This window comes from Variovorax sp. LjRoot130 (assembly GCF_964253755.1).
Classification (GTDB): domain Bacteria; phylum Pseudomonadota; class Gammaproteobacteria; order Burkholderiales; family Burkholderiaceae_C; genus Variovorax.
The window spans coordinates 3,183,396-3,206,587 of the sequence record NZ_CAXURM020000001.1 but is presented as its reverse complement, the minus strand read 5'-3'; the positions used below and the strand labels follow the sequence as shown (position 1 = coordinate 3,206,587).

General features: G+C 68.9%; 24 protein-coding genes. 15 read left to right on the top strand and 9 right to left on the bottom strand.

What is annotated here, in order from left to right; all coding sequences use genetic code 11:
* Window positions 1-8 precede the first annotated feature (8 nt).
* A complete protein-coding gene (locus tag ACSQ86_RS15940; protein WP_436309109.1) occupies window positions 9-878 on the top strand; it encodes a MaoC/PaaZ C-terminal domain-containing protein in 870 nt (289 codons plus the stop codon).
* Between the two features lie 10 nt (window positions 879-888).
* Window positions 889-1,593 carry an SDR family NAD(P)-dependent oxidoreductase gene (locus ACSQ86_RS15935; protein WP_436295479.1) on the top strand — a complete coding sequence of 235 codons (705 nt, stop codon included), beginning with the start codon at window positions 889-891 and terminating at the stop codon, window positions 1,591-1,593.
* On the opposite strand, the gene ACSQ86_RS15930 is transcribed toward ACSQ86_RS15935, so the two are convergent.
* The 3 genes from ACSQ86_RS15930 to ACSQ86_RS15920 form a co-directional block, all read right to left on the bottom strand.
* A complete protein-coding gene (locus ACSQ86_RS15930; protein WP_436304267.1) occupies window positions 1,590-2,495 on the bottom strand; it encodes a crotonase/enoyl-CoA hydratase family protein in 906 nt (301 codons plus the stop codon). The two genes, ACSQ86_RS15935 and ACSQ86_RS15930, sit on opposite strands and share 4 nt — an antisense overlap.
* Window positions 2,492-3,346: an SDR family NAD(P)-dependent oxidoreductase gene (locus tag ACSQ86_RS15925; RefSeq protein ID WP_436304266.1), complete on the bottom strand. Its 855-nt coding sequence runs from the start codon at window positions 3,344-3,346 to the stop codon at window positions 2,492-2,494. The genes ACSQ86_RS15930 and ACSQ86_RS15925 overlap by 4 nt, the downstream gene beginning before the upstream one ends.
* Window positions 3,347-3,616: 270 nt before the next feature.
* Window positions 3,617-4,597, bottom strand: coding sequence for a phytanoyl-CoA dioxygenase family protein (locus ACSQ86_RS15920; RefSeq protein ID WP_436295476.1), 981 nt, complete (start codon window positions 4,595-4,597; stop codon window positions 3,617-3,619).
* Between the two features lie 125 nt (window positions 4,598-4,722).
* On the opposite strand from ACSQ86_RS15920, the gene ACSQ86_RS15915 reads away from it, so the two are divergent.
* Window positions 4,723-5,163, top strand: coding sequence for a carboxymuconolactone decarboxylase family protein (locus ACSQ86_RS15915; RefSeq protein ID WP_436309108.1), 441 nt, complete (start codon window positions 4,723-4,725; stop codon window positions 5,161-5,163).
* 46 nt (window positions 5,164-5,209) lie between these two features.
* Here ACSQ86_RS15915 and ACSQ86_RS15910 read toward each other — a convergent pair whose 3' ends face one another.
* Together ACSQ86_RS15910 and ACSQ86_RS15905 are read right to left on the bottom strand one after the other, a co-directional pair.
* Window positions 5,210-5,638: a PaaI family thioesterase gene (locus ACSQ86_RS15910; protein ID WP_436309107.1), complete on the bottom strand. Its 429-nt coding sequence runs from the start codon at window positions 5,636-5,638 to the stop codon at window positions 5,210-5,212.
* Window positions 5,635-6,438: an enoyl-CoA hydratase/isomerase family protein gene (locus ACSQ86_RS15905; protein WP_436295473.1), complete on the bottom strand. Its 804-nt coding sequence runs from the start codon at window positions 6,436-6,438 to the stop codon at window positions 5,635-5,637. The genes ACSQ86_RS15910 and ACSQ86_RS15905 overlap by 4 nt, the downstream gene beginning before the upstream one ends.
* Window positions 6,439-6,478: 40 nt before the next feature.
* Between ACSQ86_RS15905 and ACSQ86_RS15900 the strand changes: the two genes are divergently transcribed.
* From ACSQ86_RS15900 to ACSQ86_RS15865, 8 genes are all read left to right on the top strand, one after another.
* A complete protein-coding gene (locus ACSQ86_RS15900; protein ID WP_436309106.1) occupies window positions 6,479-8,440 on the top strand; it encodes a feruloyl-CoA synthase in 1,962 nt (653 codons plus the stop codon).
* Window positions 8,441-8,485: 45 nt separating this feature from the next.
* The gene (locus ACSQ86_RS15895) at window positions 8,486-9,691 is read left to right on the top strand and encodes an acyl-CoA dehydrogenase family protein (protein WP_436309105.1); all 1,206 of its coding nucleotides are present in this window, start codon (window positions 8,486-8,488) and stop codon (window positions 9,689-9,691) included.
* Between the two features lie 25 nt (window positions 9,692-9,716).
* On the top strand, window positions 9,717-10,850 hold the full coding sequence (locus ACSQ86_RS15890; RefSeq protein WP_436309104.1) for an acyl-CoA dehydrogenase family protein: 1,134 nt from the start codon (window positions 9,717-9,719) through the stop codon (window positions 10,848-10,850).
* Entirely contained in the window at window positions 10,847-11,641 is a 795-nt protein-coding gene (locus tag ACSQ86_RS15885; RefSeq protein WP_436304259.1) for an enoyl-CoA hydratase/isomerase family protein, read from the top strand. The genes ACSQ86_RS15890 and ACSQ86_RS15885 overlap by 4 nt, the downstream gene beginning before the upstream one ends.
* Before the next feature lie 24 nt (window positions 11,642-11,665).
* Window positions 11,666-12,568 carry an SDR family NAD(P)-dependent oxidoreductase gene (locus ACSQ86_RS15880; RefSeq protein WP_436304258.1) on the top strand — a complete coding sequence of 301 codons (903 nt, stop codon included), beginning with the start codon at window positions 11,666-11,668 and terminating at the stop codon, window positions 12,566-12,568.
* A 13-nt stretch (window positions 12,569-12,581) separates the two neighbouring features.
* Window positions 12,582-13,331: an electron transfer flavoprotein subunit beta/FixA family protein gene (locus ACSQ86_RS15875; protein ID WP_436295467.1), complete on the top strand. Its 750-nt coding sequence runs from the start codon at window positions 12,582-12,584 to the stop codon at window positions 13,329-13,331.
* A 1-nt stretch (window position 13,332) separates the two neighbouring features.
* Window positions 13,333-14,259 carry an electron transfer flavoprotein subunit alpha/FixB family protein gene (locus tag ACSQ86_RS15870; RefSeq protein WP_436295466.1) on the top strand — a complete coding sequence of 309 codons (927 nt, stop codon included), beginning with the start codon at window positions 13,333-13,335 and terminating at the stop codon, window positions 14,257-14,259.
* Window positions 14,260-14,348: 89 nt separating this feature from the next.
* A complete protein-coding gene (locus ACSQ86_RS15865; protein WP_436295465.1) occupies window positions 14,349-15,170 on the top strand; it encodes an IclR family transcriptional regulator in 822 nt (273 codons plus the stop codon).
* On the opposite strand, the gene ACSQ86_RS15860 is transcribed toward ACSQ86_RS15865, so the two are convergent.
* From ACSQ86_RS15860 to ACSQ86_RS15845, 4 genes are read right to left on the bottom strand one after another with little or no spacing between them, the layout of a single operon-like run.
* The gene (locus ACSQ86_RS15860) at window positions 15,167-16,309 is read right to left on the bottom strand and encodes an acyl-CoA dehydrogenase family protein (RefSeq protein WP_093103478.1); all 1,143 of its coding nucleotides are present in this window, start codon (window positions 16,307-16,309) and stop codon (window positions 15,167-15,169) included. The genes ACSQ86_RS15865 and ACSQ86_RS15860 overlap by 4 nt on opposite strands.
* Before the next feature lie 6 nt (window positions 16,310-16,315).
* Window positions 16,316-17,518 (bottom strand): acyl-CoA dehydrogenase family protein, encoded by a 1,203-nt coding sequence (locus ACSQ86_RS15855; RefSeq protein ID WP_436309103.1) that lies wholly within the window; start codon window positions 17,516-17,518, stop codon window positions 16,316-16,318.
* Window positions 17,519-17,540: 22 nt separating this feature from the next.
* Window positions 17,541-18,686 carry a CaiB/BaiF CoA transferase family protein gene (locus tag ACSQ86_RS15850; protein ID WP_436304256.1) on the bottom strand — a complete coding sequence of 382 codons (1,146 nt, stop codon included), beginning with the start codon at window positions 18,684-18,686 and terminating at the stop codon, window positions 17,541-17,543.
* A complete protein-coding gene (locus ACSQ86_RS15845; protein ID WP_436304255.1) occupies window positions 18,683-19,852 on the bottom strand; it encodes an acyl-CoA dehydrogenase family protein in 1,170 nt (389 codons plus the stop codon). Before ACSQ86_RS15845 ends, ACSQ86_RS15850 begins: the two co-directional genes overlap by 4 nt.
* A 157-nt stretch (window positions 19,853-20,009) precedes the next feature.
* Here ACSQ86_RS15845 and ACSQ86_RS15840 point away from each other — a divergent pair, with 157 nt between their 5' ends.
* Genes ACSQ86_RS15840 through ACSQ86_RS15825 form a run of 4 tightly spaced genes read left to right on the top strand, consistent with a single transcriptional unit; the run spans window position 20,010 to window position 23,110 of the window.
* A complete protein-coding gene (locus ACSQ86_RS15840; RefSeq protein WP_436304254.1) occupies window positions 20,010-20,681 on the top strand; it encodes a TetR/AcrR family transcriptional regulator in 672 nt (223 codons plus the stop codon).
* Window positions 20,678-21,895 (top strand): cytochrome P450, encoded by a 1,218-nt coding sequence (locus ACSQ86_RS15835; RefSeq protein WP_436304253.1) that lies wholly within the window; start codon window positions 20,678-20,680, stop codon window positions 21,893-21,895. Before ACSQ86_RS15840 ends, ACSQ86_RS15835 begins: the two co-directional genes overlap by 4 nt.
* A complete protein-coding gene (locus ACSQ86_RS15830) occupies window positions 21,892-22,062 on the top strand; it encodes a rubredoxin (protein WP_244503761.1) in 171 nt (56 codons plus the stop codon). Before ACSQ86_RS15835 ends, ACSQ86_RS15830 begins: the two co-directional genes overlap by 4 nt.
* Window positions 22,063-22,120: 58 nt before the next feature.
* Window positions 22,121-23,110, top strand: coding sequence for a Bug family tripartite tricarboxylate transporter substrate binding protein (locus ACSQ86_RS15825; protein WP_436295458.1), 990 nt, complete (start codon window positions 22,121-22,123; stop codon window positions 23,108-23,110).
* The last annotated feature ends 82 nt before the right edge of the window (window positions 23,111-23,192 follow it).

The window sequence follows — 23,192 nt, the reverse complement described above, 5'->3', positions numbered from 1 at the left end:
AATCGGAAATGCTCGACTACGAAATTTGCAAGAACTGGACCTTTCCCGACATCGTGCACCGCTACAGCGAGCGCGACACGATGCTGTACGCGCTGGGCCTGGGCTACGGCCACGATCCGATGGATCGCGGCGCGCTGCGCTTCGTCTACGAGAAGGAGCTGCAGGCGGTCCCGACCATGGCCGCAGTGATGGGCTCGCCCGGCATCTGGTGGCGCGACCCCAAGACAGGCGCCGATGCCGTCAAGCTGGTGCACGGCGAGCAGGACGTGCGGCTGCTGCGCCCGCTGCCGGCCAAGGGCTGCGTGATCGCGCGCAACCGCGTCGTCTCGCTGACCGACAAGGGCGTCGGCAAGGGGGCGGTCGCGGTGGTGCTGCGCACGCTGGTCGACGAGGCCAGCGGCGACACGGTGGCCGAGAGCCGCAACGTGACCTTCCTGCGCGGCGACGGCGGCTTCAGTGCCGACGGCGGCAGGAGCGATCCCGGCCCCGAGCCGCTGCCTGCGGTGCCGGAGCGCGCCGCCGATTTCGAGCTGAGCTACGCCACGCGGCCCGAGTCGGCGCTGATCTACCGCCTGAGCGGCGACGTGAACCCGCTGCATGCCGATCCCGACGTGGCGGCCAAGGCCGGCTTCGACCGCCCGATCCTGCACGGGTTGTGCACCTACGGCATGGCCGCGCGCGCGGTGATCGAGCAGGTGCTCGACCACGATGCGGCGCGGCTCAAGCGCCTGGCGCTGCGCTTCACCTCGCCGGTCTGGCCGGGCGAGGCCGTGCGCTACGAAATCTGGCGCGACGGCGCGACCTTGCTGCGCTTGCGCGCCAGCGTCGATGCGCGCAAGACCGTGGTGCTGAACAACGGCGTCGTCGAGCTCGCTTGAAACCGTTGGGATGCTGACGATGCAGGACAAGGTGGTGATCGTGACCGGCGCGTTCGGCGCGCTGGGCCAGGCGGTGGTGCGCACGCTGGCGGGGCAGGGGACGCGGCTGGCGCTGCTCGATGCGTCGCCGGTCGCGCCGGCCGAATTCGCGCAGGCGTTCGAAGCGTCGCACCTCCTGCTGCCCGGCACAGACCTGTCGCGCTTCGACGCGGCGCGGGCGGCGGTTGCGCGCGTGGCCGAGCGCTTCGGTGGTGTCGATGCACTGGTCAACATCGCCGGCGGCTTCAGCTGGGAGACGATCGCAGACGGCGACCCGGCCACCTGGGACCGCATGCACACGATCAACCTGAAGACGGCGCTCCACGCCTGCAAGGCGGCGTTGCCGCACCTGCTGGAACGAGCGGGCCGGGTCGTCAACATCGGCGCCGGGGCCGCGGGCAAGGCGGCTGCGGGAATGGGCGCCTATGCGGCCTCCAAGGCCGGCGTGCTGCGCCTCACCGAGGCGCTGTCCGATGAAACCAAGGATCGCGGCATGACCGTCAACGCGATCCTGCCGGGCATCATCGACACGCCGGCCAACCGCAAGGACATGCCCGATGCCGACACCTCGCGCTGGGTGACGCCGCAGGCGATCGCCGAGGTGGTGGGGTTCCTGCTGTCGGATGCGGCGCGCGCGGTGACCGGGGTCGGGCTGCCGGTGACGGGACGGCTCTAGGAGTCTGGGCCGCGGGCCTTCAGGCGGACGACGCTGTCTCCATACGGCTCGTCGCGGTTCTTCAGCGCCTGCTTCAGCCCGCCCGACGCCATGTCGGCCTTGAACTGCGTGCGCCGCGGCCCGTTGGCCAGGTGCGCGCGCGCGTCGAGCTCGGCGGTGAGCCGCTGCAGCGTGCGCACATGCATCAGCTCCATGCCGAGGTTGACCACCCGCTTGTGCGCGGCGAGCAGGTCGACGTCGGTCAGCGCGATGCGGCGCGCGAGTTCCGCGACCTCGGTCTCGAGCCGGTCGGCCGGCACGGCCTCCATCACCAGGCCGAGCCGCGCCGCATCGAGCCCGGTGATGCAGTCACCGGTGAACATCAGCCGCTTGGCCCATTGCGGACCGGCATGCGCGAGCCAGAACTGCGTCGGCGGCGTGCCGTTCGCGCGTGTCGCCGGAAAGCCGATGCGCGCGTCCTCGGCCGCCAGCACCAGGTCGCACAGGAAGGCGAGGTCGGTGCCGCCGGCCAGGCAGTTGCCGTGGATCTTCGCGATCACCGGCTTGTGCAGGTCGAAGATGCGCATGCGCTGCTCGAGCGTGCGTTCGAGCGCCCAGCAGTCGTCGTCGAAGCCGCTGCGCTGGCTGCGGTACAGCGCCGGGTCGTAGGGCATGTTCTCGGGTGCGACGCCGGCGTAGGCGCCGGCCAGGTCATAGCCGGCGCAGAAGTCGCGCCCAGCGCCGTCGATAACTACCACGTTCACGTCGCGCCGGTCGTCGGCTTCGAGCAGCGCCTGCTCGAGCTCGCTGAGCATGGTGTCGGACAGCGCGTTGCGCTTGTCCGGCCGGTTCAGCGTGATGCGCGCCACCCGCTCGTCGACGCTGAAAAGAATGGTGTCGCTGCTCTTCAGCCACTTGTTCATGACTTGTCTCCTGTCAGGGCCGCCGTCGCATCGTCCTCGGCCGCGATCATTTCCAGGGCGGCGAGCGCCGCCACTTCGCCGACGCCGCCGTCCACCGGCAGGCAGGCACCGGTGATGAAGCGAGCCTCTTCGCTTGCGAGGAACAGCGCGGCGGCAGCGACATCCCACGCGTCGCCTTCGATGCCCAGCGGTGCGATGCGGCGGCGGCGCTCGCGGCCGGCGGCGTCGATGAACTGCTCGACCAGCGGGGTGAACAGATGGCCCGGCGCGATCGTGTTCGCGCGCACGCCGTCGCGGCCGTACATCACCGCGAGCTCGCGCGAGAACGCCACGACGGCAGCCTTCGACGGCCCATAGGCCGCGCCGCCGTGGGCACGCAGGCCGGCGGTGGACGCGATGTTGACCACGTTGCCGCGCGAGGCGACCAGATGCGTGATCGCCTGCTGCGTCATCAGCACCGCGCTCTTCAGATTGACGTCGAGCACGCGCTGCCACAGCCCGTCGGGCAGCGCCTCGAGGCGGCCGCCGCCGCCACCGAGGCCGACGTTGTTCACCAGCACGTCGAGGCGGCCGTAGCGTTCGAGCGTCGCCGCGACGACGCGGCGGCAGCCGTCCACCTCGGTGACGTCGGCGGCGCAGACGAAGGCGTCGCCACCGTCGCCGGCGATCATGCGGCGCGTGATCTCGGCGCGCTCTGCGTCCAGGTCCACCAGCGCGACGCGCGCGCCTTCGCGCGCAAAAACATAGGCCATCGCCTTGCCCGTCCCGACGCCATCGCCCTGCGAGCCGGCGCCGGTGACGATCGCGACCTTGCCGGCCAGTCGCTGCAAGTGGCGGGAAGGTCGTGGCATGGTGCTAGGGCCTGTTAACGCCATGCAAGGGGTCGCGTTGCCCCGCAAAGGGGCTGGATGCAAGGCGCCCGCGCGCAGCAAGGCTTTTCGCCTTGCAAGCGCGGGCAACGCCGCAGACGGCCCCTTTGCGGGGCAACCCTTCGGGAAGCTTGCCACAGCCCGCCCCTCGGCGTTGCGCTCCTTGTGCGTGCGCATGCACGCACGGCGTCGCGCGCCTTGATGGGCGGGCTGTGGCGAGCTTCGCGACCCCTTGCATGGCGTTAACAGGCCCTAGTGGATCGGGCGCATGATCGTCGCGCGCCCGTCCCGGGCCGCGAGGATCACTTCGTCGCCGACGTGAAAGTGCTTGCCGACGTCGGCCAACGGGACCTGCTTGCCGTCGAGGCCGCGGCAATAGGTCGCCTCGTCGATGATGAAACGCCCGCCGCGCCCGTCATCGCCTTCGAGGACGACCATCTGCGGCTCGACAGCGATGAGGCGGCCGACCATCGGCGGGTTCTCGTTCGCGCCCATCACGCGGATGTCCATCGACAGGCGAAAGCGGTCGGAATGGTTCGCGAGGCCGGTGTGCGGCGTGTTCAGGTCCATCAGCAGCACGTCGCCCGGCCGGTAGGTGGCGCGGCGCCAGCGGTCGGCCGGCACTGCGCCGTCGGGAATCGGATAGAGCGGCGGCTGCTTGGTGTCGTGCAGGATCGGTCCGCGGTGCAGGCCTTCGCCGAGGATCAGGCCGCCGACTTGGTCATCGATCTCGGCGAGCGGGATCCAGCAGATCCGGAATGGAATGCCCTTGTTGTAGAAGCCGTCCTGGTGCACGAAGTCGAGGCGCGAACGCGCGCGGTCGGCGGCTGGCGGCGTGGCACGGTATTCGACGGTTGGGATCCAGAAGGGCTCGTCCTCCAGCAGGCGCCGGAAGAAGGCGTGGATCGCCGGCTCGCGCACGAAGGGCTGCCAGGCCTTGCGTTTCGACAGCGGATCCATCCGGAAGGGGAAGCCCTCGAGGCTCGCGCCGGTGTGGCGGGCCTGGGGGTCCGCCGGGTCGGCCACGCCGTACTCGCCGAGCAGTTGCATGTAGACGGCGCGCAGGCGCGCGACCGCGCCGTGGTCCAGCACATCGCGGAAGAACCAGTAGCCCTTGCGCTCCCAGGCGGCATCGAGTGCGGCTCGGTCGCCCAGCAGGTGGTTCGAGGTCTCCAGCTCGCGTGCGTCGGGCGAGGTGAGGGGCCCTCTCGCCAGAGATTCCGTAGCTTGCATATTGTGGAACAATGTTCGTAAAATAGAACGGAGTTCACTGTAGGCGATGACCCGGGCGTCCCACCAAGCGGGTTTACCCGAATCCTCGCCGCAAGCGCATACCCAACCACCCGGAGACCCATTCGATGAGCAGCGAAGACGACCAAAGCCCCAACTACCGGCGGGGCGTGAACCTCGTGCGCGAGATGCTCGGAGAGGCCTTCCTCGACGGGATGCTTTCGGCGGCGAACTCCGGAGGCTTCGCGGCGGACGCCGCGACGATCGCGCTCGAGTCGGCGTTCGGCGCCGTCTGGTCGCGCCCGGGCCTGGAGCGCAAGGAGCGCAGCCTCGTCACGATCGGCATCCTCGTCGGCATGGGCAAGCCCAACGAGCTGAAGAACCACGTGCGCGCGGCGCTGAACAACGGCCTGACGGTGACCGAGCTGCAGGAGGCGCTGATCCAGGCGATTCCGTACTGCGGCTTTCCGTGCGTGGCCGAAGCGCTGGAGGCGACGGTGGCCGTGCTGCGCGAGCGCGGGCTGGTCGGCGACGACGTGAAGACGGCGAAGGATCGCGGGATGCTTTAGGGGGCGCTCAGAGCAGTGCGATCTTGCGGCGCGGGGCGTATCGGTCTCATGCCGTTTCCTCCCCGATGACCTGGCACTGCGCGGTGGCCTGTGCGATGCGCTGCCCCTGGCTCCAGATATAGCAGTTGGCGAACACGACGCGCCGCCCGGCGCGCACGACATCGACCTGGGCTTCCACCCAGGCGCCGGGTGCCGCGTTGCCGATCAGGTTGACCGAGAGGTTGGTCGTCAGCATCTTCGGTCTCGGCTCGCGCGCATGCTTGGCGGCCCAGACGATCGCGGTATCGGCCAGCATGCAGATCATGCCGCCGTGCATCATTGCGCCGCGGTTGCGATGCTTGTCCTCGACTCGCAGGCCGACGATGTGGATGGCGTCGCGCCGTGCCACGTACAACGGCCCGACCAGCTCGTGGAACGGGCCGAAGGCCGGCATGGGCTCGAAGCCGGCCGGGATGTCCGTCGAAGAATGGTTCATCGATTGCCGAAGCGCGGAGCGCGCTTCTCGAAGTAGGCCTGGCGCTTCTCCGCGGCGTCTTCGGTGGCCTGGGCCTGGAACACCGCGCGCGATTCGATCTCGCACGCCGCCTCCAGGCTCGCGACGCCCTGGTTCAGCCACAACGATTGCTTGGTGAGCCAGACGCCGAGCGGCACGTTGGCACAGATCGCCACGGCGAGCTCGCGCGCTTCTGCCAGCAGACGTTCGTCCGGCACCACGCGCAGCGCCAGGCCGATGCGCGCCGCCTCATCGGCCAGCACCGGGCGCGCCGTCAGCAGGATCTCTGCGGCGCGCTGGGTGCCGACCGCACGCGGCAGCATCCAGCTCATGCCGAGCTCGTGTCCGGTGCCGGCGTTGTGGATCGAGTTGACGAACTTGGCCGATTGCGCGGCGAGGCACAGGTCGGCCGCCAGCGCGAACGCGAAGCCAATGCCCGCCGCGGCGCCGTTCACCGCGGCGATCACCGGCTGCGGCAACTGGCGCATCAAGAGTGGGATCTGCGCGATGCGCGTGATCGAGTGCTTCGCCACATAGGGCTTGCCGAGCGCCGGGTCGACCCACGGCGCCGGTCCGGGCGAGCGTAGGTCATGGCCGGCGCAGAACGCGCGACCGGCGCCGGTGACGATCAGCACGCGCGTGCCGGCGTCGTGCCGAAGTGCCTCGAGTTGCGCGATCAGCGCCTCGTACATCGGGAAGCTGAAGGCGTTCAGTGCATCGGGCCGGTTCAGCGTCAGCGTGGCGATGCCGTCGTCGGAGCGTTCGTAGAGGAGGTCGGTCATGGCGCGTTTGGCTTGTCTCTGCTGTTCGGATTGTAGTACGATGTTCAAAAAACATGACTATGCCGTCGCATCGACGGCCCTGCTTCAGGAGACGCATTCCATGCACCAGCGCGATCCCTGGTTCGACGCACCGATCCGTCCGGTGCGGCTCGGCCCGAGCGCCTGCGAGGTGGCGCACGATTCGGACGGCAACATTCGAATGCGCCTCGCCGAGCCCCTGCAGCGCTATCCGAGGCGCTACACCGACCGGCTGGTCCAGTGGGCCCTCGAACGGCCGGAGCACGTGTTCCTCGCGCGCCGACCGCCGCACGGTCCGCAGACCGGCGCCTGGGAGACCCTGTCCTTCGCCGACACGCTGCGCAAGGTGAGGGCGATCGGCCAGTCGCTGCTGGACCGCGGCCTCGGCGCCGAGAGGCCGGTGATGATCCTGTCGGAGAACGACTTCGACAACCAGCTGCTGGCGCTGGCCTGCACGCACGTCGGCATTCCGTACGTGCCGGTGACGCCGGCGTACTCGCTGCTGTCGCAGGACCACGCGAAGCTGAAGCTCCTGAACGAGCGCGTGCGCCCCGGGCTGGTCTATGCGTCCAGCGCCGCGGCCTACGGGCGTGCCGCGCGCGAGGCCTTCCCCGAGTCGGAGTTCGTCGCCAGCGAGGACAGCGGCGGCGCCACGCCGTTCTCCATGCTGCAGGGCGCCGCGCCGGGGAACGCAGTCGACGCAGCCTACGATGCGATCCGGCCCGAGCAGGTGGCCAAGCTGATGTTCACCTCCGGCACCACCGGCGAGCCGAAGGGCGTGATGCTGACGCAGCGCATGCTCTGCAGCAACCGCCAGCAGGTCGTGCAGGCGATGCCCTTCCTGCTCGACGAGCCGCCGGTGCTGGTCGACTGGCTGCCGTGGCACCACACCTTCGGCGGCACCAACAACCTCGGCATCGCGCTGTACTGCGGCGGGTCTTACTACCTGGACCCCGGCAAGCCGATGGCCGAGGCGGTGCAGCCCAGCGTCGACGCGTTGCGCGAGGTATCGCCGACGATCTACTACAACACGCCGGGGGGCCTGGCCGCCTTGCTGCCGCACCTGCGTGACGACGCGCAGCTGCGCGCGCGCTTCTACGAGCGGCTGCAGCTGCTGTATTACGGCGGTGCCGTGCTGCCTGCGCACATCTGGGCCGGTCTCGACGAAGTGGCGGTGAAGCACTGCGGCGAGAGGGTGCTGATCGTCTCGGGCATCGGCTCCACCGAATGCGGGCCGGTGCCGCTGACGACGGGCTGGGATCCGCGCCGCGAGGCGATCGTCGGCCTGCCGGTGGCCGGCGTCGAGCTGAAGCTCGCACCGGTGAACGACAAGCTCGAGCTGCGCGTGCGCGGCGACTGCGTGACGCCCGGCTACTGGAACGATGCCGAGCGCAGCGCTGCTGCCTTCGACGACGAAGGCTACTTCTGCCTCGGCGACGCGGCGAGCTTCGTCGACCCCGCGCATCCCGAGCGCGGGCTGCGCTTCGATGGCCGGATCGCCGAGAACTTCAAGCTCTCCAGCGGCACCTGGGTCCATGCGGGGCCGCTGCGCTCCACCGCGCTGGCTGGGCTCTCGCCGCTCGTGCAGGACCTGGTCATCGCCGGCAGCGGCGAGGACCATGTCGGCGCGCTGGTGTTCCCCGATCTGGCGGCGTGCCGTGCGCTCGACGCGGCTCTCGCGGCCGATGCGCCGGCGAGCGAGGTCGTCGCGAGCCCGCTCGTTCGAGCGGCCTTCCAGCAGCGGCTGGATGCGCTGGCGGGCGGCGCCACCGGCAGCTCGAACCGCGTGCTGCGCATCGTCGTCGAGACCGAGCCGGCCACGCTCGACAGCGGCGAGATGACCGCCAAGGCCTCGCTCAGTCCGGTCGTGGTGCTGCGCCGCCGCGCCGCCGCGGTGGCCGAGCTGTTCATGGATCCGCCGCCCGCGCGCGTGCTCTGCGCACGCGACGAAGCATTGACAGTCCGTTGCATGGCGTTAAACTAAACGAACAACGTTCGTATATTTGACCAACAAGGAACGACACTGTCCATGCGCTTCGAGTTTTCTCCCGAGGACGAGGCCTTCAGGCTGGAGGTTCGCGCGTTCTTTCGCGACAACCTGCCGCGGCCGATGGCGCGCCGCTTCTACATCGGCGCGCATCCGCCGGCGCGCGACGACGTGCGGGCGTTCCAGAAGCTGATGCACGGCCGCGGCTGGGGCGCGCCGCACTGGCCGGTCGAATGGGGCGGCACCGACTGGAGTCCGCTGCGCAAGCACCTGTTCATGCAGGAGCTGTACGACGCCGACGGGCTCGACTACAGCTGGCAGGGGCTGCACATGGTCGCGCCGGTGATGCTCGCGTTTGCGTCGCAGGCGCAGAAGCGGCGCTTCCTGCCGCCGATGCTGGCCGGCGACGAGTTCTGGACCCAGGGCTTTTCCGAGCCCAACGCCGGCTCGGACCTCGCGAGCCTGAAGACGCGGGCCGAGCGGGTCGGCGACGACTACGTCGTCAACGGCCAGAAGATCTGGACCAGCGATGCCTCCATGGCCGAGTGGGGCTTCTTCCTGGTGCGCACCGACCCCGACGTGAAGCCGCAGCGCGGCATCTCGTTCCTGCTGATCAGGATGGACACGCCGGGCCTGACGGTGCGGCCGATCGTCTCGATCGAAGGCGGCCTCGGGCTCAACGAGGTGTTCCTCGACAACGTGCGGGTTCCCTGCGAGAACCTGGTCGGCGAGGCGGGCATGGGCTGGACCTATGCCAAGTACCTGCTCGGCAAGGAGCGCACCGCGAGCGCCTTCCTCTACTTCAACAAGCGCGAGCTCGAGAAGGCGCGCGAGATCGCCACGGTGCAGCGCGTGAATGGCCAGCGCCTGATCGAGCGCCCCGAGTTCGCGCGCAAGCTCGCGCGCGTCGAGGTCGAGCTGCTCGCGCTCGAATACTCGGTGCTGCGCGTGCTGTCGGAGGAGAAGAACCGCCACAACCTCGACGCGGTGGTGTCGGCGCTGAAGCTGCGCGGCTCGGCGCTGCAGCAGCGCGTGACCGAACTGCAGGTGGAAGCGCTGGGCCTGCATGCGCTGCGCCAGTGGGGTCACGGCGAAGGCGAAGCGATCGATAGCGACGAGGCGCTGCGCTGGCCGCCGCAGGTGCCCGGCCGCACCGCGCAGGCGCTGATTACGCGCGCGTCGACGATCTACGGCGGATCGCAGGAGATCCAGAAGAACATCATCGCCAAGCTCGCCTTCGGGCTGTAGGCAGGACGCAGGCAGGAACGGGTAAATGGACTTCAACCTGAGCGAAGAGCAGCAGATGCTGCGCGATGCCGCGAACCGCTACGTGCGCGAGCAGTACGGCTTCGAGGCGCGGCGCCGGCTGCAGGCGGCCGGCAGCGCATCGACGCCGCACTGGGCGCAGTACGCCGAGATGGGCTGGCTCGGCCTCGGCATCCCGGAGGCCTTCGGCGGCCTGGGCTGCAGCTTCGTCGAGACAGCCCTGGTGGCCGAGGAGCTCGGCCGCGCGCTGGCGCTCGAGCCCTTCATCGGCTGCGCGGTGTTGGCGGCCCGACTGGTCGAGACCGCCGATGCGCCGGTGTTCGCGGCGCATCGGCGCGTCGAGCTGCTCGAAGCCATCGCAGGCGGTGCGCTGCAGATCGCGCTCGCGCACAGCGAGCCGGCCAGCCGCTACGAGCTGGACGCGGCGTCGACCACGGCGCGCGCCGAGGGCGAAGGTTTCTTGATCGAGGGCACCAAGCTGATGATCCCGGGCGCACTCGGCGCGGACCATTTCATCGTGTCGGCGCGAGTCGCCGACGAAGGGCTCGCGCTGTTCTTGGTTGACAGGAGCGCGGCCACGCTGCACGGCTATCCGCTGATCGACGGCACGCTGGCCGCCGACCTGGAGCTGCGCTCGGTCTTCGTTGCCGCCGACGCGCGCCTCACGGCGCCCGGGGCCGGCCTCGCGACGCTCGAAGAGGCGCTCGATCGCGCCGCACTCGCGCAGGTGGCCGAGGCGCTGGGCTGCATGGAGGCGGTGCTCGAGACGAGCAGCGAGTACCTGAAGACGCGCCAGCAGTTCGGCCAGCCGATCGGCCGCTTCCAGGCGCTGCAGCACCGGATGTCGGAGATGTTCGTAGAGGTCCAGGAGACGCGATCGATCCTGTACCGCGGCATCGCCAGCCTCGATGGCGCGCCGGCGGCGCGGCGGCAGGCGGTCTCGGCCGCGAAGGTGCTGCTGGCATCGTCCGCCCGCTTCGTCGGCGGGCAGGGCATCCAGTTGCACGGCGGCATCGGGCTCACCGACGAGTACCCGATCGGCCATTACTACAAGCGGTTGTTGGCGCTGACGACGCTGTACGGCGACGGCGACTGGCACCTCGGGCGTTTCGTCGAGGCGCAACTGGAGACGGCATCGTGAACCTCGACCATTACCGCAGCCTCGCTCTGCGCCGCGACGGGCGCGTGCTTCATGTGGCCTTCAACCGCCCGGAGGCGCTGAACGCGTTCGACACCGCGATGCACGACGAGCTCGAGCGCCTGTTCGGCGAACTGCCTCGCGACGATGCGACGCACGTCGTCGTGCTGACCGGCGCCGGCAAGGCCTTCAGCGCCGGCGGCGACGTCGAGCAGATGCAGCGCCTGATCGACCGCCCGTCGCTGATGGTGCCGGATGCGACGATGGCCAAGCGCCTCGTGATGGGGCTGCTCGACGTGCCGCAGCCGGTGATCGCCAAGGTGAATGGCGCCGCGATGGGCCTGGGCGCGACGCTGGCGCTGTTCTGCGACACCATCTTCGCCGCCAATCACGCGAAGATCGCCGATCCGCACGTGAAGGTCGGCTTCGTCGCTGGCGACGGCGGCGCGGTCATCTGGCCGCAGCTCGTCGGCTATGCGCGAGCCAAGCAATACCTGCTGACCGGCGACGCAATCACCGGCGAGGAGGCGGCCGCGATCGGGCTCGTCAACTTCGCCTTGCCGGCCGAGGAACTGGATGCGGCCGTCGACGCCTGGGCCCAGCGCCTGGCCGGCGGCGCGCGGCGCGCGATCCAGTGGACCAAGGCCACGATCAACATCGGGCTCAAGCAGATCGCCGCTTCGGTGATGGACGCCGGCATGGCCTACGAGTTGCTGTCGAACCAGACGCGCGACCACGCCGAAGCCGTCGCTGCCTTCCGCGGCAAGCGCACGCCCGATTTCAGCGGCGACTAGACATCGAACTCAAGGAGCAAGCGGATGGGCATGATTCAAGACAAGGTCGTGGTGGTGACCGGCGCCGGTGCCGGCATCGGGCGCGACTTCGCGAAGGCGTTCGCCGCGCACGGCGCGAAGGTGGTGGTCAACGACCTCGCGCGCGACAAGCAAAGCGGCCAGGCGCTGGCCGAATCGGTGGTCGCCGAGATCAGGGAATCGGGCGGGCAGGCGGTGGCGGCGGTGGAGAGCGTGGCCGAGTGGGATTCGGCTCACAAGATCGTGCAGGCCGCGCTCGACAGCTTCGGCCGCATCGACTGCATCGTCAACAACGCCGGCATCGTGCGCGACCGCTTCATCTTCAACATGAGCAAGGAGGAGTGGCAGGCCGTCATCGACGTGCACCTGAACGGCTCCTTCTACATGACGCGCGCGGCGGCGCCGCATTTCAAGAGCCAGGAGAGCGGCAGCTACGTGCACATGACCTCGACCTCGGGGCTGATCGGCAACCTCGGCCAGGGCAACTACTCGGCCGCAAAGATGGGCATCGTGGGCCTGTCGAAGTCGATCGCGCTCGACATGGCGCGGTTCAAGGTCCGGTCCAACTGCATCGCGCCGTGGGCGTGGACGGCGATGACGGCCGGCATCCCGGCCGACACGCCGGAGGAGAAGGCGCGCGTGGAAAAGCTGAAGAAGATGGAGAGCGCCAAGATCGCTCCCCTCGCGGTGTACCTCGCCAGCGACCGCGCCGAGAAGGTCTCGGGGCAGATCTTCGGTGTGCGCGCCAACGAGATCTATTTCTTCAGCCAGATCCGCATGATCCGCTCGATGCACCGCGGCGGCGGCTGGACGCCCGAGATGATCGCCGACGAGGCGATGCCGGCCTTCGAGGCCAGCTTCTTCGACAACGTGCCGTCGATGAAGCTGACGCCGTGGGATCCGGTGTGAGGAGGATCCGGGCATGAAGGCATTGGTCGCAGTCAAGCGCGTGATCGACTACAACGTCAAGGCACGCGTCAAGTCCGATGGCACCGGCGTCGATCTGGCCGGGGTCAAGATGTCGATGAACCCCTTCGACGAGATCGCGGTGGAGGAGGCCGTCCGCCTGAAGGAGGCGGGGGTCGTCACCGAGGTCGTTGTCGCGAGCATCGGCGTGCCGGCCTGCCAGGAAAGCTTGCGCACCGCGATGGCGCTGGGCGCCGATCGCGGCATCCTGGTCGAGACCTCGGACGCGCTTGAGCCGCTGCACGTCGCCAAGCTGCTGAAGGCGCTGGTCGACAAGGAGCAGCCGCAGCTGGTCTTCCTCGGCAAGCAGGCGATCGACGACGACGCCGGGCAGACCGGCCAGATGCTCGCCGCGCTGCTGCGCCGGCCGCAGGCGACCTTCGCATCGAAGGTGGTCGTCGGCGGCGACGGCGTCGAAGTCACGCGCGAGGTCGACGGCGGGCTCGAGACGCTGGCGCTGAAACTGCCGGCGGTCGTCACGGTCGACCTGCGCCTGAATTCACCGCGCTACGCGACCCTGCCGAACATCATGAAGGCGAAGAAGAAGCCGCTCGAGACGATCGCCGCATCGACGCTCGGCGTCGACCTCGCGCCGCGCACGCAGGTGCTGAAGGTCAGCGAGCCGAGGCAGCGGGCCGGCGGCGTCAAGGTGGGCGATGTGGCGACGCTGATCGCCAGGCTGAAGTCCGAAGCAAAGGTACTCTGAGATGGCGATCCTGATCCTCGCGGAACATGAGCACGGCGCGATCAAGGGCGCCACCCGGGCGGCCGTGACGGCCGCGACGCAGATCGGCGGCGAGGTGCACCTGCTCGTCGCCGGCCACCATTGCGACGGTGCGGCCCGGGAGGCCGCGGCGATCGCCGGCGTCTCGAAAGTGCTGGTGGCCGATGCCGCCGCCTATGCGCATCCGCTCGCTGAAAGCCTCGCGGAGCTGGTCGCGGCGCTGGCGCGCGACTACAGCCATGTGCTCGCCGGCGCCACCTCGGCCGGCAAGAACGTGATGCCGCGCGTGGCCGCCTTGCTCGATGTGGCGCAAGTCTCCGACATAACCGAAGTGATCGCGCCGGACACCTTCGTGCGCCCGATCTATGCAGGCAATGCAATGGCCACCGTGAAGGCGCTGGATGCGATCAAGGTCCTCACCGTGCGCGGCGCAGCCTTTGACGCGGCAGGCAGCGGCGGTGCGGCGACGCTCGTGCCGGTGCCGGCCGGGCCGGCCAGCGAAACGTCGCGCTTCGTCGGCCAGGCGCTGACGGTCTCCGAGCGGCCCGAGCTGACCGCGGCGCGCATGGTCGTCTCCGGCGGCCGCGGCATGGGAAGCAGCGAGAACTTCCATCTGCTCGACCGGCTGGCCGACAAGCTCGGGGCCGCGGTGGGCGCGTCGCGCGCCGCCGTCGACGCCGGCTATGCGCCGAACGACTGCCAGGTGGGCCAGACCGGCAAGATCGTCGCGCCGCAGCTGTATGTCGCGGTCGGCATCTCGGGGGCGATCCAGCATCTGGCGGGCATGAAGGACAGCAGGGTCATCGTCGCGATCAACAAGGATCCGGAGGCGCCGATCTTCGGCGTGGCGGATTACGGCCTCGTGGCCGACCTGTTCCAGGCCGTCCCCGAGCTGACCGGGGCGCTGTAGAGGCTGCGATGGAACCGAGCTCGGGTAGCATTGCCAGCCTGACGGGCCCGACCGAACTGAGCGGCCCGTCCAGCCTGCACGGGGATTCAATGGCCACCAAGAAAATCGTCGAAGACAACAACACAAGCCTCCCCGCGGATCGCGATGTCACCGGCCCACGCTCGCTCACGCGACTGCTCGGCCTGTTCGACGTGTTGTCGATGACGCCCGACGGCATGTCGCTGGCCGAGCTCAACGTCACGCTGGAGTCCCCGAAAAGCAGCCTGCTGAACCTGCTGCGCCCGCTGGTCGCGGAGGGCTACCTGATCCACAGCGCCGGTCAGTACCGGCTGGGGCCTTCGATCTTCCGGCTGGCCGCGAGCGTGATGTCGGCCTGGAATTTCCCGAAGATGATCCGGCCGTTCATGGAGGAGCTCTGCCAGCGCACCGGCGAATCCGTGCTGCTGGGTGTGCTGAACCGCGATGCAGAGGTGCTGACCTACGTCGAGATCATCGACAGCCCGCACCCGGTGCGCTACCAAATTCCGGTGGGGACCACGCGGCCGCTCTATGCCAGCTCCGCCGGGCGGCTGCTGCTCGCCTATACCGAGAAGCGTTGGCGCGATGCCTACCTGTCGTCGGTGCAGTTCAAGGTCAGGACGGCGATTCCGCTCACGCGCGCGTCGCTCTCGCGCGAGCTCGACCGGATCCGCGCCGAAGGCGTGTCGACCTCGGTGGACAATTACATGGTCGGGCTGGCCGCCGTGGCCGCGCCGGTGTTCGACGGTGACGGCAACTGTGTCGCCTCGCTGAACATCGCCGGACCGTCGGATCGCTTCCGCAACGAGCTCGATCAGCTGAAGGCCGCGGTCAAGGAAGTCGCGGCGAAGGCGTCTGGCGTGGTCGGCGGCATCGAGGCGCGAGCGGCCTAGCTCATTGCGCCTGCGGCCGCCACCCGCCGCAGATGGTGTGCGGTGTCGCCGAACAGCATCTCGATCACCGACAGCCGCCGGAAGTAGTGTCCGGCCTGGCATTCCTCGGTCATGCCGATGCCGCCGTGCAGCTGGATCGCCTCCTGCCCGACGAAGCGCGCGCTCTTGTTGATCTGCACCTTGGCGGCGGAGATCGCGCGGCCGCGCGCTGCGGGGTCGGGCTCGCCGCACATCATCGCTGCATAGAAGGCCATGCTGCGCGCCTGCTCGACGGCGACCAGCATGTCTACCGCACGGTGCTGCAGCGCCTGGAAGCTGCCGATGGCGACGCCGAACTGCTTGCGCACCTTCAGGTACTCGACGGTGATCTCGTGCACCCGCTCCATCGCGCCGACCGCTTCGGCGCACAGCGCGGCCGTGGCGGTATCGATCGCGTGCTCGATCAGCGGCAGTGCGGCGCCCTCGGGGCCGAGCAAGGCGTCGGCACCCACGTGCGCTGCATCGAAGCAGATGTCGGCGGCGCGCTGGTGGTCCTGCGTGCGGTAGCCGCGGCGCGTGACGCCGGCGGCGCCCGGGTCGACGAGAAACAGCGACACGCCGTCGCACTCGCGCGAGTCGCCGTTTGTGCGGGCCGAGACGATCAGCAGGTCGGCGCTGTCGCCGGCCAGCACGAACCGTTTCGTGCCGCAGAGCCGCCAGCCGTCGCCCTCGCGCTCGGCCCGCGTCGCCACGTCGGCCAGGTCGTAGCGCGACTGGGCTTCGGCAGAGGCGAAGGCCAGCGTGCGCTCGCCGGCGACGATCGCGCCCACCTGCGCATCCCGCTGCGCGGCCGAGCCGGCCTGGCGCAGCAAGGCGCCACACAGCACCACTGTCGGGAGGTAGGGCTCGAGCGCGAGCGCACGGCCGAGGGCCTGCATCACGATCAGGGTCTCGACGGGGCCGCCGCCGAGGCCGCCGTCGCCTTCGGCGAAGGGCAGGCCGAGCAGGCCCATCTCGGCATAGCGTGACCACAACTCGCGGCTGTAGCCGGCGGGCTCGTCGCGGCAGGCGAGGCGCTGTTCGAAGCCGCAGCGTTCGGCCAAAAGCCGCTGCAGGCTGTCCTGCAGCATGCGCTGCTCATCGGTGAGGTCGAAATCCATGGTTGGTCAGAGCCCGAGCACGGTCTTGGCGAGGATGTTGCGCTGGATCTCGTTCGAGCCGCCGACGATCGACACGTGCCGCGCCCAGTAGTGGTTGGCGGCGATCGTGAGCGCCCAGTCGTCGGCCTCCTCGGCCGCGTCAGGCCGGCCGGCGACGAAGCCGGGGTCGAACTCCAGCGCATGCAGTCCCGCAACCTCCAGCAGCAGCTCGGCCGCCGCCTGTTGCAGCTGCGAGCCCTTCATCTTCAGGATCGAGGACTTGGGGTCGGGCTTGCCGTTGGGGCGCTTGGCCGTTTCGGCGATCAGCCGCATCTGCGTGATCTCGAGCGCCTTCAGCTCGACCTCAATCTCGGCGACGCGCTCCTGGAAGCGCTCGTCCTCGATCAGCGGCCGGCCGCCCTGCAGCACCTGCGCGGCCAGCTGCCTGGCGCGGCGCACCCGGAACTTCGAGACGCCCACGCGGGCAATGCCGCTGCGCTCGTGACCGAGCAGGTACTTGGCGTAGTCCCAGCCCTTGTTCTCTTCGCCGACGCGGTTCGCCACCGGGATCCGCACGTTGTCGAGGAACATCTCGTTGGTCTCGTGGTGTCCGTCGATCGTCACGATCGGCCGCACCGAGACGCCCGGCGAACGCATGTCCATCAGCAGGTAGGTGATGCCCTGCTGCTTCTTCGCTGCCGGGTCGGTGCGCACAAGCAGGAAGCACCAGTCGGCATGGTGCGCGGTCGAGGTCCACAGCTTCTGGCCGTTGACGAGGTAGTGGTCGCCGTCGCGGACCGCGCTGGTGCGCAGTGCCGCCAGGTCCGAGCCCGCACCCGGCTCCGAGAAGCCCTGGCAGAACCAATAGTCCATGCGCGCGATGCGGGGCAGGAAGCGGCGCTTCTGTTCCTCGCTGCCGAAGGTAATCAGCGTCGGCCCGATCATGTTCATGTTGAAGGAGATCGGCTCGGGCGCCGGTGCCATCGCGAGCTCTTCCTTGAAGATGTACTGCCTGACCGCGTCCCAGCCGGTGCCGCCCCATTCGGGCGCCCACGACGGCGTGGCCCAGCCACGGTCGTGCAGGATGCGCACCCAGCGCTTCATCTCGTCCTTGCCGATGCGCTGGCCGAGCTCGCACTTGCGGCGGATCTCGGGCGGCAGCGCCGTCGCGAAGAAGGCGCGCACCTCGTCGCGGAAGGCGAGTTCTTCGTCGGTGTAGCGGAGGTCCATGGGGTGTCCAGGTCAACAGACCCTAATCAATGACGCCGTCGCGTCGCAGTGCCGCGATCTTGTCCTGGGAGAACCAGCGCGACAAGGCCCGGTCGGTGTTCCCCGGCGTGACCGGCTGCGGCGGCGTCGGAATGGCGGGCGTGCTGCGCGAGAAGCGCGGCGCAGACGCGGACTGCACGATGCCGTCGATCTCGACCAGGCTGCCGCGCGCCTTCAGGTGCGGATGCCGCGCTGCCTCGGCGAAGCTCAGCACCGGCGACACGCAGGCGTCGGTCTGCTCGAGGCGCGCTGCCCAGTCGTCGCGCGTGCGCTTCTTGAACGTGGCGGCGAGCAGCTCTTTGGCGGGCTTCCAGTGCTCGCGCGACATCTGCGGGCCGAGCTTCGAGGCGTCGATCTCAAGCCGGGCGAGCAGCTCGGCGAAGAACTTCTCCTCGATCGGCCCGACAGCGATCCAGCGGCCGTCGGCGCACTCGTAGCAGTCATAGAAATGCGAGCCGCCGTCGGTCGGGTTGCCGCCGCGGCCTTCGCGCCAGATGCCGCCGGCGACCATGCCGTGGAAGGTCGTCGCCAGGTGCACGGCGCCGTCGACGACCGCTGCGTCGACGACCTGGCCCTGGCCGGTGCGGCGCGCGTCCAGGATCGCGGCGAGCAGGCCGACGGCCATGTACAGCGATCCGCCCGCATAGTCGCCGAGCAGGTTCAGCGGGATCGACGGCGGCTGGCCTTCGCGGCCAATCGCCTCCAGGATGCCGGTGATGGCGAGGTAGTTGATGTCGTGCCCCGCCACCTGCGCCAGCGGCCCGCTCTGACCCCAGCCGGTCAGGCGCCCGTAGGCCAGGCGCGGATTGCGCGCGAGGCAGACGTCGGGCCCCAGGCCGAGGCGCTCGGTGACGCCGGGGCGGAAGCCTTCGATCAGCGCATCAGCCTGCTCGACCAGCCCGAGCACGGCCTCCACCGCGGCCGCTTGCTTCAGGTCGAGCGCGATCGACCCGCGGTTGCGCAGCAGCGTGTTGAACTTGAGCGGCCGCTCGAGCCCCAGCTTCACAGGCTGCTTGCGGTCGACGCGGATCACGGTGGCGCCGAGGTCGGCAAGCAGCATTGCGCACATCGGGCCCGGGCCGATGCCAGCCAGCTCGACGACCTTCAGGCCGGCCAGCGGTCCCGTCATCGGCCGGCCTTCCCGAGGAGGCTGTTGGCGATGATGTTGCGCTGGATCTGGTTCGTCCCTTCGATGATCTGCACCACCTTCGCATCGCGGAAGTAGCGGTTGATCGGGTACTCGGCCGACACGCCGGCGGCGCCGAAGAGCTGCACCGCATCAGTGGCGACCTTCATCGCGACATCGGACGCGACGCACTTGGCCATCGCCGCCATCGGCGCCAGCGCCCGACCTGTGACGCCGGCGTCGACCATGGCGGCGGTGCGGTAGACCAGCTGGCGCGCCGCTTCGGTCTGCATCACCATGTCGGCGAGCATCCAGCGCACGCCCTGGAAGTCGCTGATCGCCTGGCCGAAGGCGCGCCGCTCCTGGATGTATCGGACGGCATGGTCGATCGCGCCTTGCGCGATGCCGACGGCACGCGCCGCGACGATCGGGCGGCTGGTGTTGAGCGCCTCCATCGCGACCTTGAAGCCTTCGCCGCCCTCGGGGCCGAGGCGGCTCTCCGCCGGAATCCGCGCCTGGTCGAAGAAGAGCGGGCACGACGGCACGCCGCGGGCGCCCATCTTGTCTTCCTTGCGGCCCACCGTCAGACCGGGCGTGCCGCGATCGACGATGAACAGGTTGATGCCGAGCGGCTGCCCGGCTTCGTCCTGCGTCTTCGCGGCGACCAGGATGAAGTCGGCGATGTCGGCGTTGGTGCACCAGATCTTCGCACCGTTTAACACATAGCCGTCGGCCGTGCGGCGCGCGGTGGTCTTGATGCCGGAGACGTCGGAACCGCTCTGTGGCTCGGTCAGCGACAGAGCGCCGCGCAGCTCGCCGCTTGCCAGGCCCGGCAGCAGGCGCTGCTTTTGCGCCTCGGTGCCGCCGGCAAGGATCGCGCCGAACGGCGTCCACTGCACGACGAGCAGGTAGCCGGTGTTGTAGCACACGCGCCCGAATTCCTCGACCGCGACGCAGGCCGACAGCGTGCTGCCGGTGCCGCCGTATTCGGCGGGGAAGGGCAGCGCGAACAGGCCCAGCCCCTTGAGCAGCTCGAACATGTCGTGCGGGTACTCGGCCGTGCGATCGATCTCGTCGGCGCGCGGCGCCACCTTGTCGCGCGCCAAGCGCCGGATCAGGTCCTGGATGGCCTTCTGGTCGTCGCTCAGGTCGTAGCTTGTGGAGGACACTGGTCGGTCTAATATATGAACATAGTGCGTAATTCTGAACGTCCGACAGAAAGACGTCAAGAAGCGTGACGAATGAAACACCTTGCCTAGGGTGTGTACCAATATCAGAACATCGAGCGAAAATTAGAATACATAACTGTATTTGAAGGAGACATTCATGCAAGCGTTGAGCCGTGAAGAGAAGCGCGAGGTCACTAAGGCCCGCCTGCGCAGATCCGCCACCAGGGCGTTCGCCGACCAGGGCGTCGGTGCGGCGTCTGTAGATGGCATCAGTCAGGCCGCGGGCCTGAGCCGGGGTGCCTTCTATGCGAACTACACCACCAAGGAAGACATGCTGCTCGAGCTGATGAGCGAATGGCTCGAACGCGAAGCCACCGAGTGGGGCAGGGTGGTCGCCGAGGCGCAGGACGCGGAGGCCGTGCTGCAAGGGTTCCTGGCGCGCTTCCGACGTTCCCGACGGGACGGCGACGGTGGTTTGCTGTGGATCGAGCTGACCTTGCATGCCGAGCGCAATCCGGACTTCGCCGTCCACTATCACGCCTTCATCACCGCCCACCACCGGCACGTCGCACGCGTCTTCGCGGCCATGTTCGAGAAGGCCGGCAAGGAGCCGCCGGCTGCGCCCGAAGCGCTCGCCGCGGCGGCCCTGTCTTTCGGCGCTTCGTTGGCGCTGCAGAGCGGCCACGGCGCGCAGCGCGGCAACCCCGCCTACGCCGGCGACATGTTCCTGCTCTACCTGCGCGGGCTGCTGGCGATCGCCGGCCCGGCACGCGCATCCCGCCCCACGAGCCGCAGGGCCCGCACTTCGCCCAAGAGGTCCCCGACATGAGTCATTCCGTTGCCGACCGAATCCCGCCGCACGTGCCCGCCGCGCTGGTGCACGAGTTCGACCTGTACAACGTCGAGGTCGCCGATGGCGACTATCACGCCGCGCTGAAGCGCCTGCACGATCCCGGCATCCCCGACATCTTCTGGACGCCGAAGAATGGCGGGCACTGGGTTGCGACGCGCGGGGAGGATATCTACGAGATCTTCAAGGATGCGGAGCGCTTCACCTCGCAGAAGCTCGTGGTGCCCGCCGAGCGCAACACGCACAGGATGCCTCCGATCTTTCTCGATCCGCCGGAGCACACGAAGTACCGCACGCTGCTGTCCCCGCTGCTGTCGCCGAAGGCGGTGTCGGCCCTCGCGGGGCGCGCGCGCGAGCAGGCGATCGAGCTGATCGAGGGCTTCTATCCGCGCGGTCGCTGCGAGTTCGTCGGCGAGTTCGCCCAGCACCTGCCCATCGGCATATTCATGCGCATGGTCGACCTGCCGGTCGAAGACCGCGAAAAACTGCTGGCCTGGGCCGATCAGCAGGTGCGCCCGAGCAGTGAAGCCGAGCGCGAGCAGAGCTACATGAACATCTTCGGCTATGCCGCGCAGAAGGTGAAGGAGCGGCGGGAGAACCCCGGCCCGGACGCGATCAGCCAGCTGACCAAGGCGCAGGTCGACGGGCGGCCGATCACCGACGAGGAGGTGATCCCCATGGTGGCGCTGGTGTTGATCGGCGGCCTGGACACCGTGGCCTCGGCGATGGGCTTCGCGGCGCGCTTCCTGGCCACCAGCCCGGCGCACCGCAGGGAGCTCATCGAACACCCGGATCGCATCCCGGCGGCGGTGGAGGAACTGCTGCGCCGCTTCCCGGTCGTCAATCAAGGCCGCATGGTGCGCGAGGACATGCAGTACAAGGGCGTCGAGATGAAGGCCGGCGACATGGTCGTGATGCCGACGACGCTGCACGGCGTGGACGATCGCCAGTTCGACGATCCGATGGCGGTGAACTTCCAGCGCCGCACGCCGATCCATTCGACCTTCGGCAACGGCGCGCATCGTTGCCCGGGCTCGCTGCTGGCACGTACCGAGATAAAGATCTTCCTCGAGGAATGGCTGAAGCGCATTCCCGACTTCCAGATCGAGCCGGGCAGGGAATGCGGCGTGCGCGCCGGCGTCAACGCCACGCTTTTCGAGCTGCCGCTGATCTGGGAGGTGCGCGCGCGGTGAACACGAAGAAATGGCAGTGCTTCTTCTGCGCGCATGTCTACGACGAGGCTCTCGGCGATCCCGACCACGACATCGCGCCCGGCACCGCGTGGGCCGACGTGCCGGATGACTGGTGCTGCCCGGATTGCGGCGCGACGAAGAGCGATTTCGCGCCGGTCGAGGAGTGAAGACCCCAGTGACCCCACGAAGTACCGGCACCAGAATCATGAATATCAGGTGATGGCCATGGTCTCTGCAACGCTGTTTCGTGCTTTGGGCTCCCTGCTCATGGTCGCTTTGGCGCTCGGGTTCTCCGTTTCGTCGCGCGCGCAGGACTACCCCCGCGCCAGGCCGATACACCTGGTGGTGCCCTTTCCCGCAGGCGGAGCGACGGACGTGCTCGGCCGGCTCGTGGGGCAGGAACTCGGCAGGGTGCTGGACCAGGTCGTGATCGTCGAGAACAAGGCCGGGGCAGCCGGCTCGATAGGGACCGACCATGTCGCGAAGTCAGCGCCCGACGGCTACACCGTCTGCTTCTGCACCACCGGCCCGCAGGTGATACAGCCGCACCTGATGAAGCAAGGCTTCGATCCGCGCAAGGACCTCATGCCCGTGATCCATGTTCACAACGTTCCCAACGTGCTGGTGGCGCGCACCACGCTCGCGGCGAACACGGTGCCCGAGCTGGTACAGCTGGCGCGGAGCAAGCCGGGCCAGATCAGCTACGGGACCACGGGGCAGGGCGGTCCGCAGCACCTGGCGGGCGAATACTTCCAGAAGCTGGCGGGTATCCGCTTGAATCACGTGCCCTACAAGGGCGAGAACCCGGCGTTCACCGACCTCATGGCGGGTCACGTCGATCTGGCGTTCGGCTCGATCGCGGTGGCCGAGCCGCTGATCCGGGCCGGCAGGATCAAGCCGGTCGCCGTGACCGGCAAGCGGCGCTCGCCCTCGCTTGCGGATGTGCCGACGGTGGCCGAGCAGGGCTACCCGGACTACGAGGCGTACACCTTCGTGGGGCTGAACGTGCCGGCGGGTACGCCGGTGCCGGTCATCGACAAGCTGAACCGGGCCACCAATGAGGTGCTGGCCGACCACCGAGTCCGCGAGAAGATGCTGGCGCTGGCGGTGGAGCGCGTCGGCGGCACGTCGAAGGCGTATGCCGCATTCCTGGCCGCCGAGTACGAGAAGATGGGGCGCCTCATCGAAGACGGCCGGATCGTCCTGAAGGAATGAATCTGGGTCGCACCTCAATCCGACCGGCGCGTTCGCCAGAACCTTGTCGATGCTGGTGGGCACTCTTGTGAACCAACTGTTG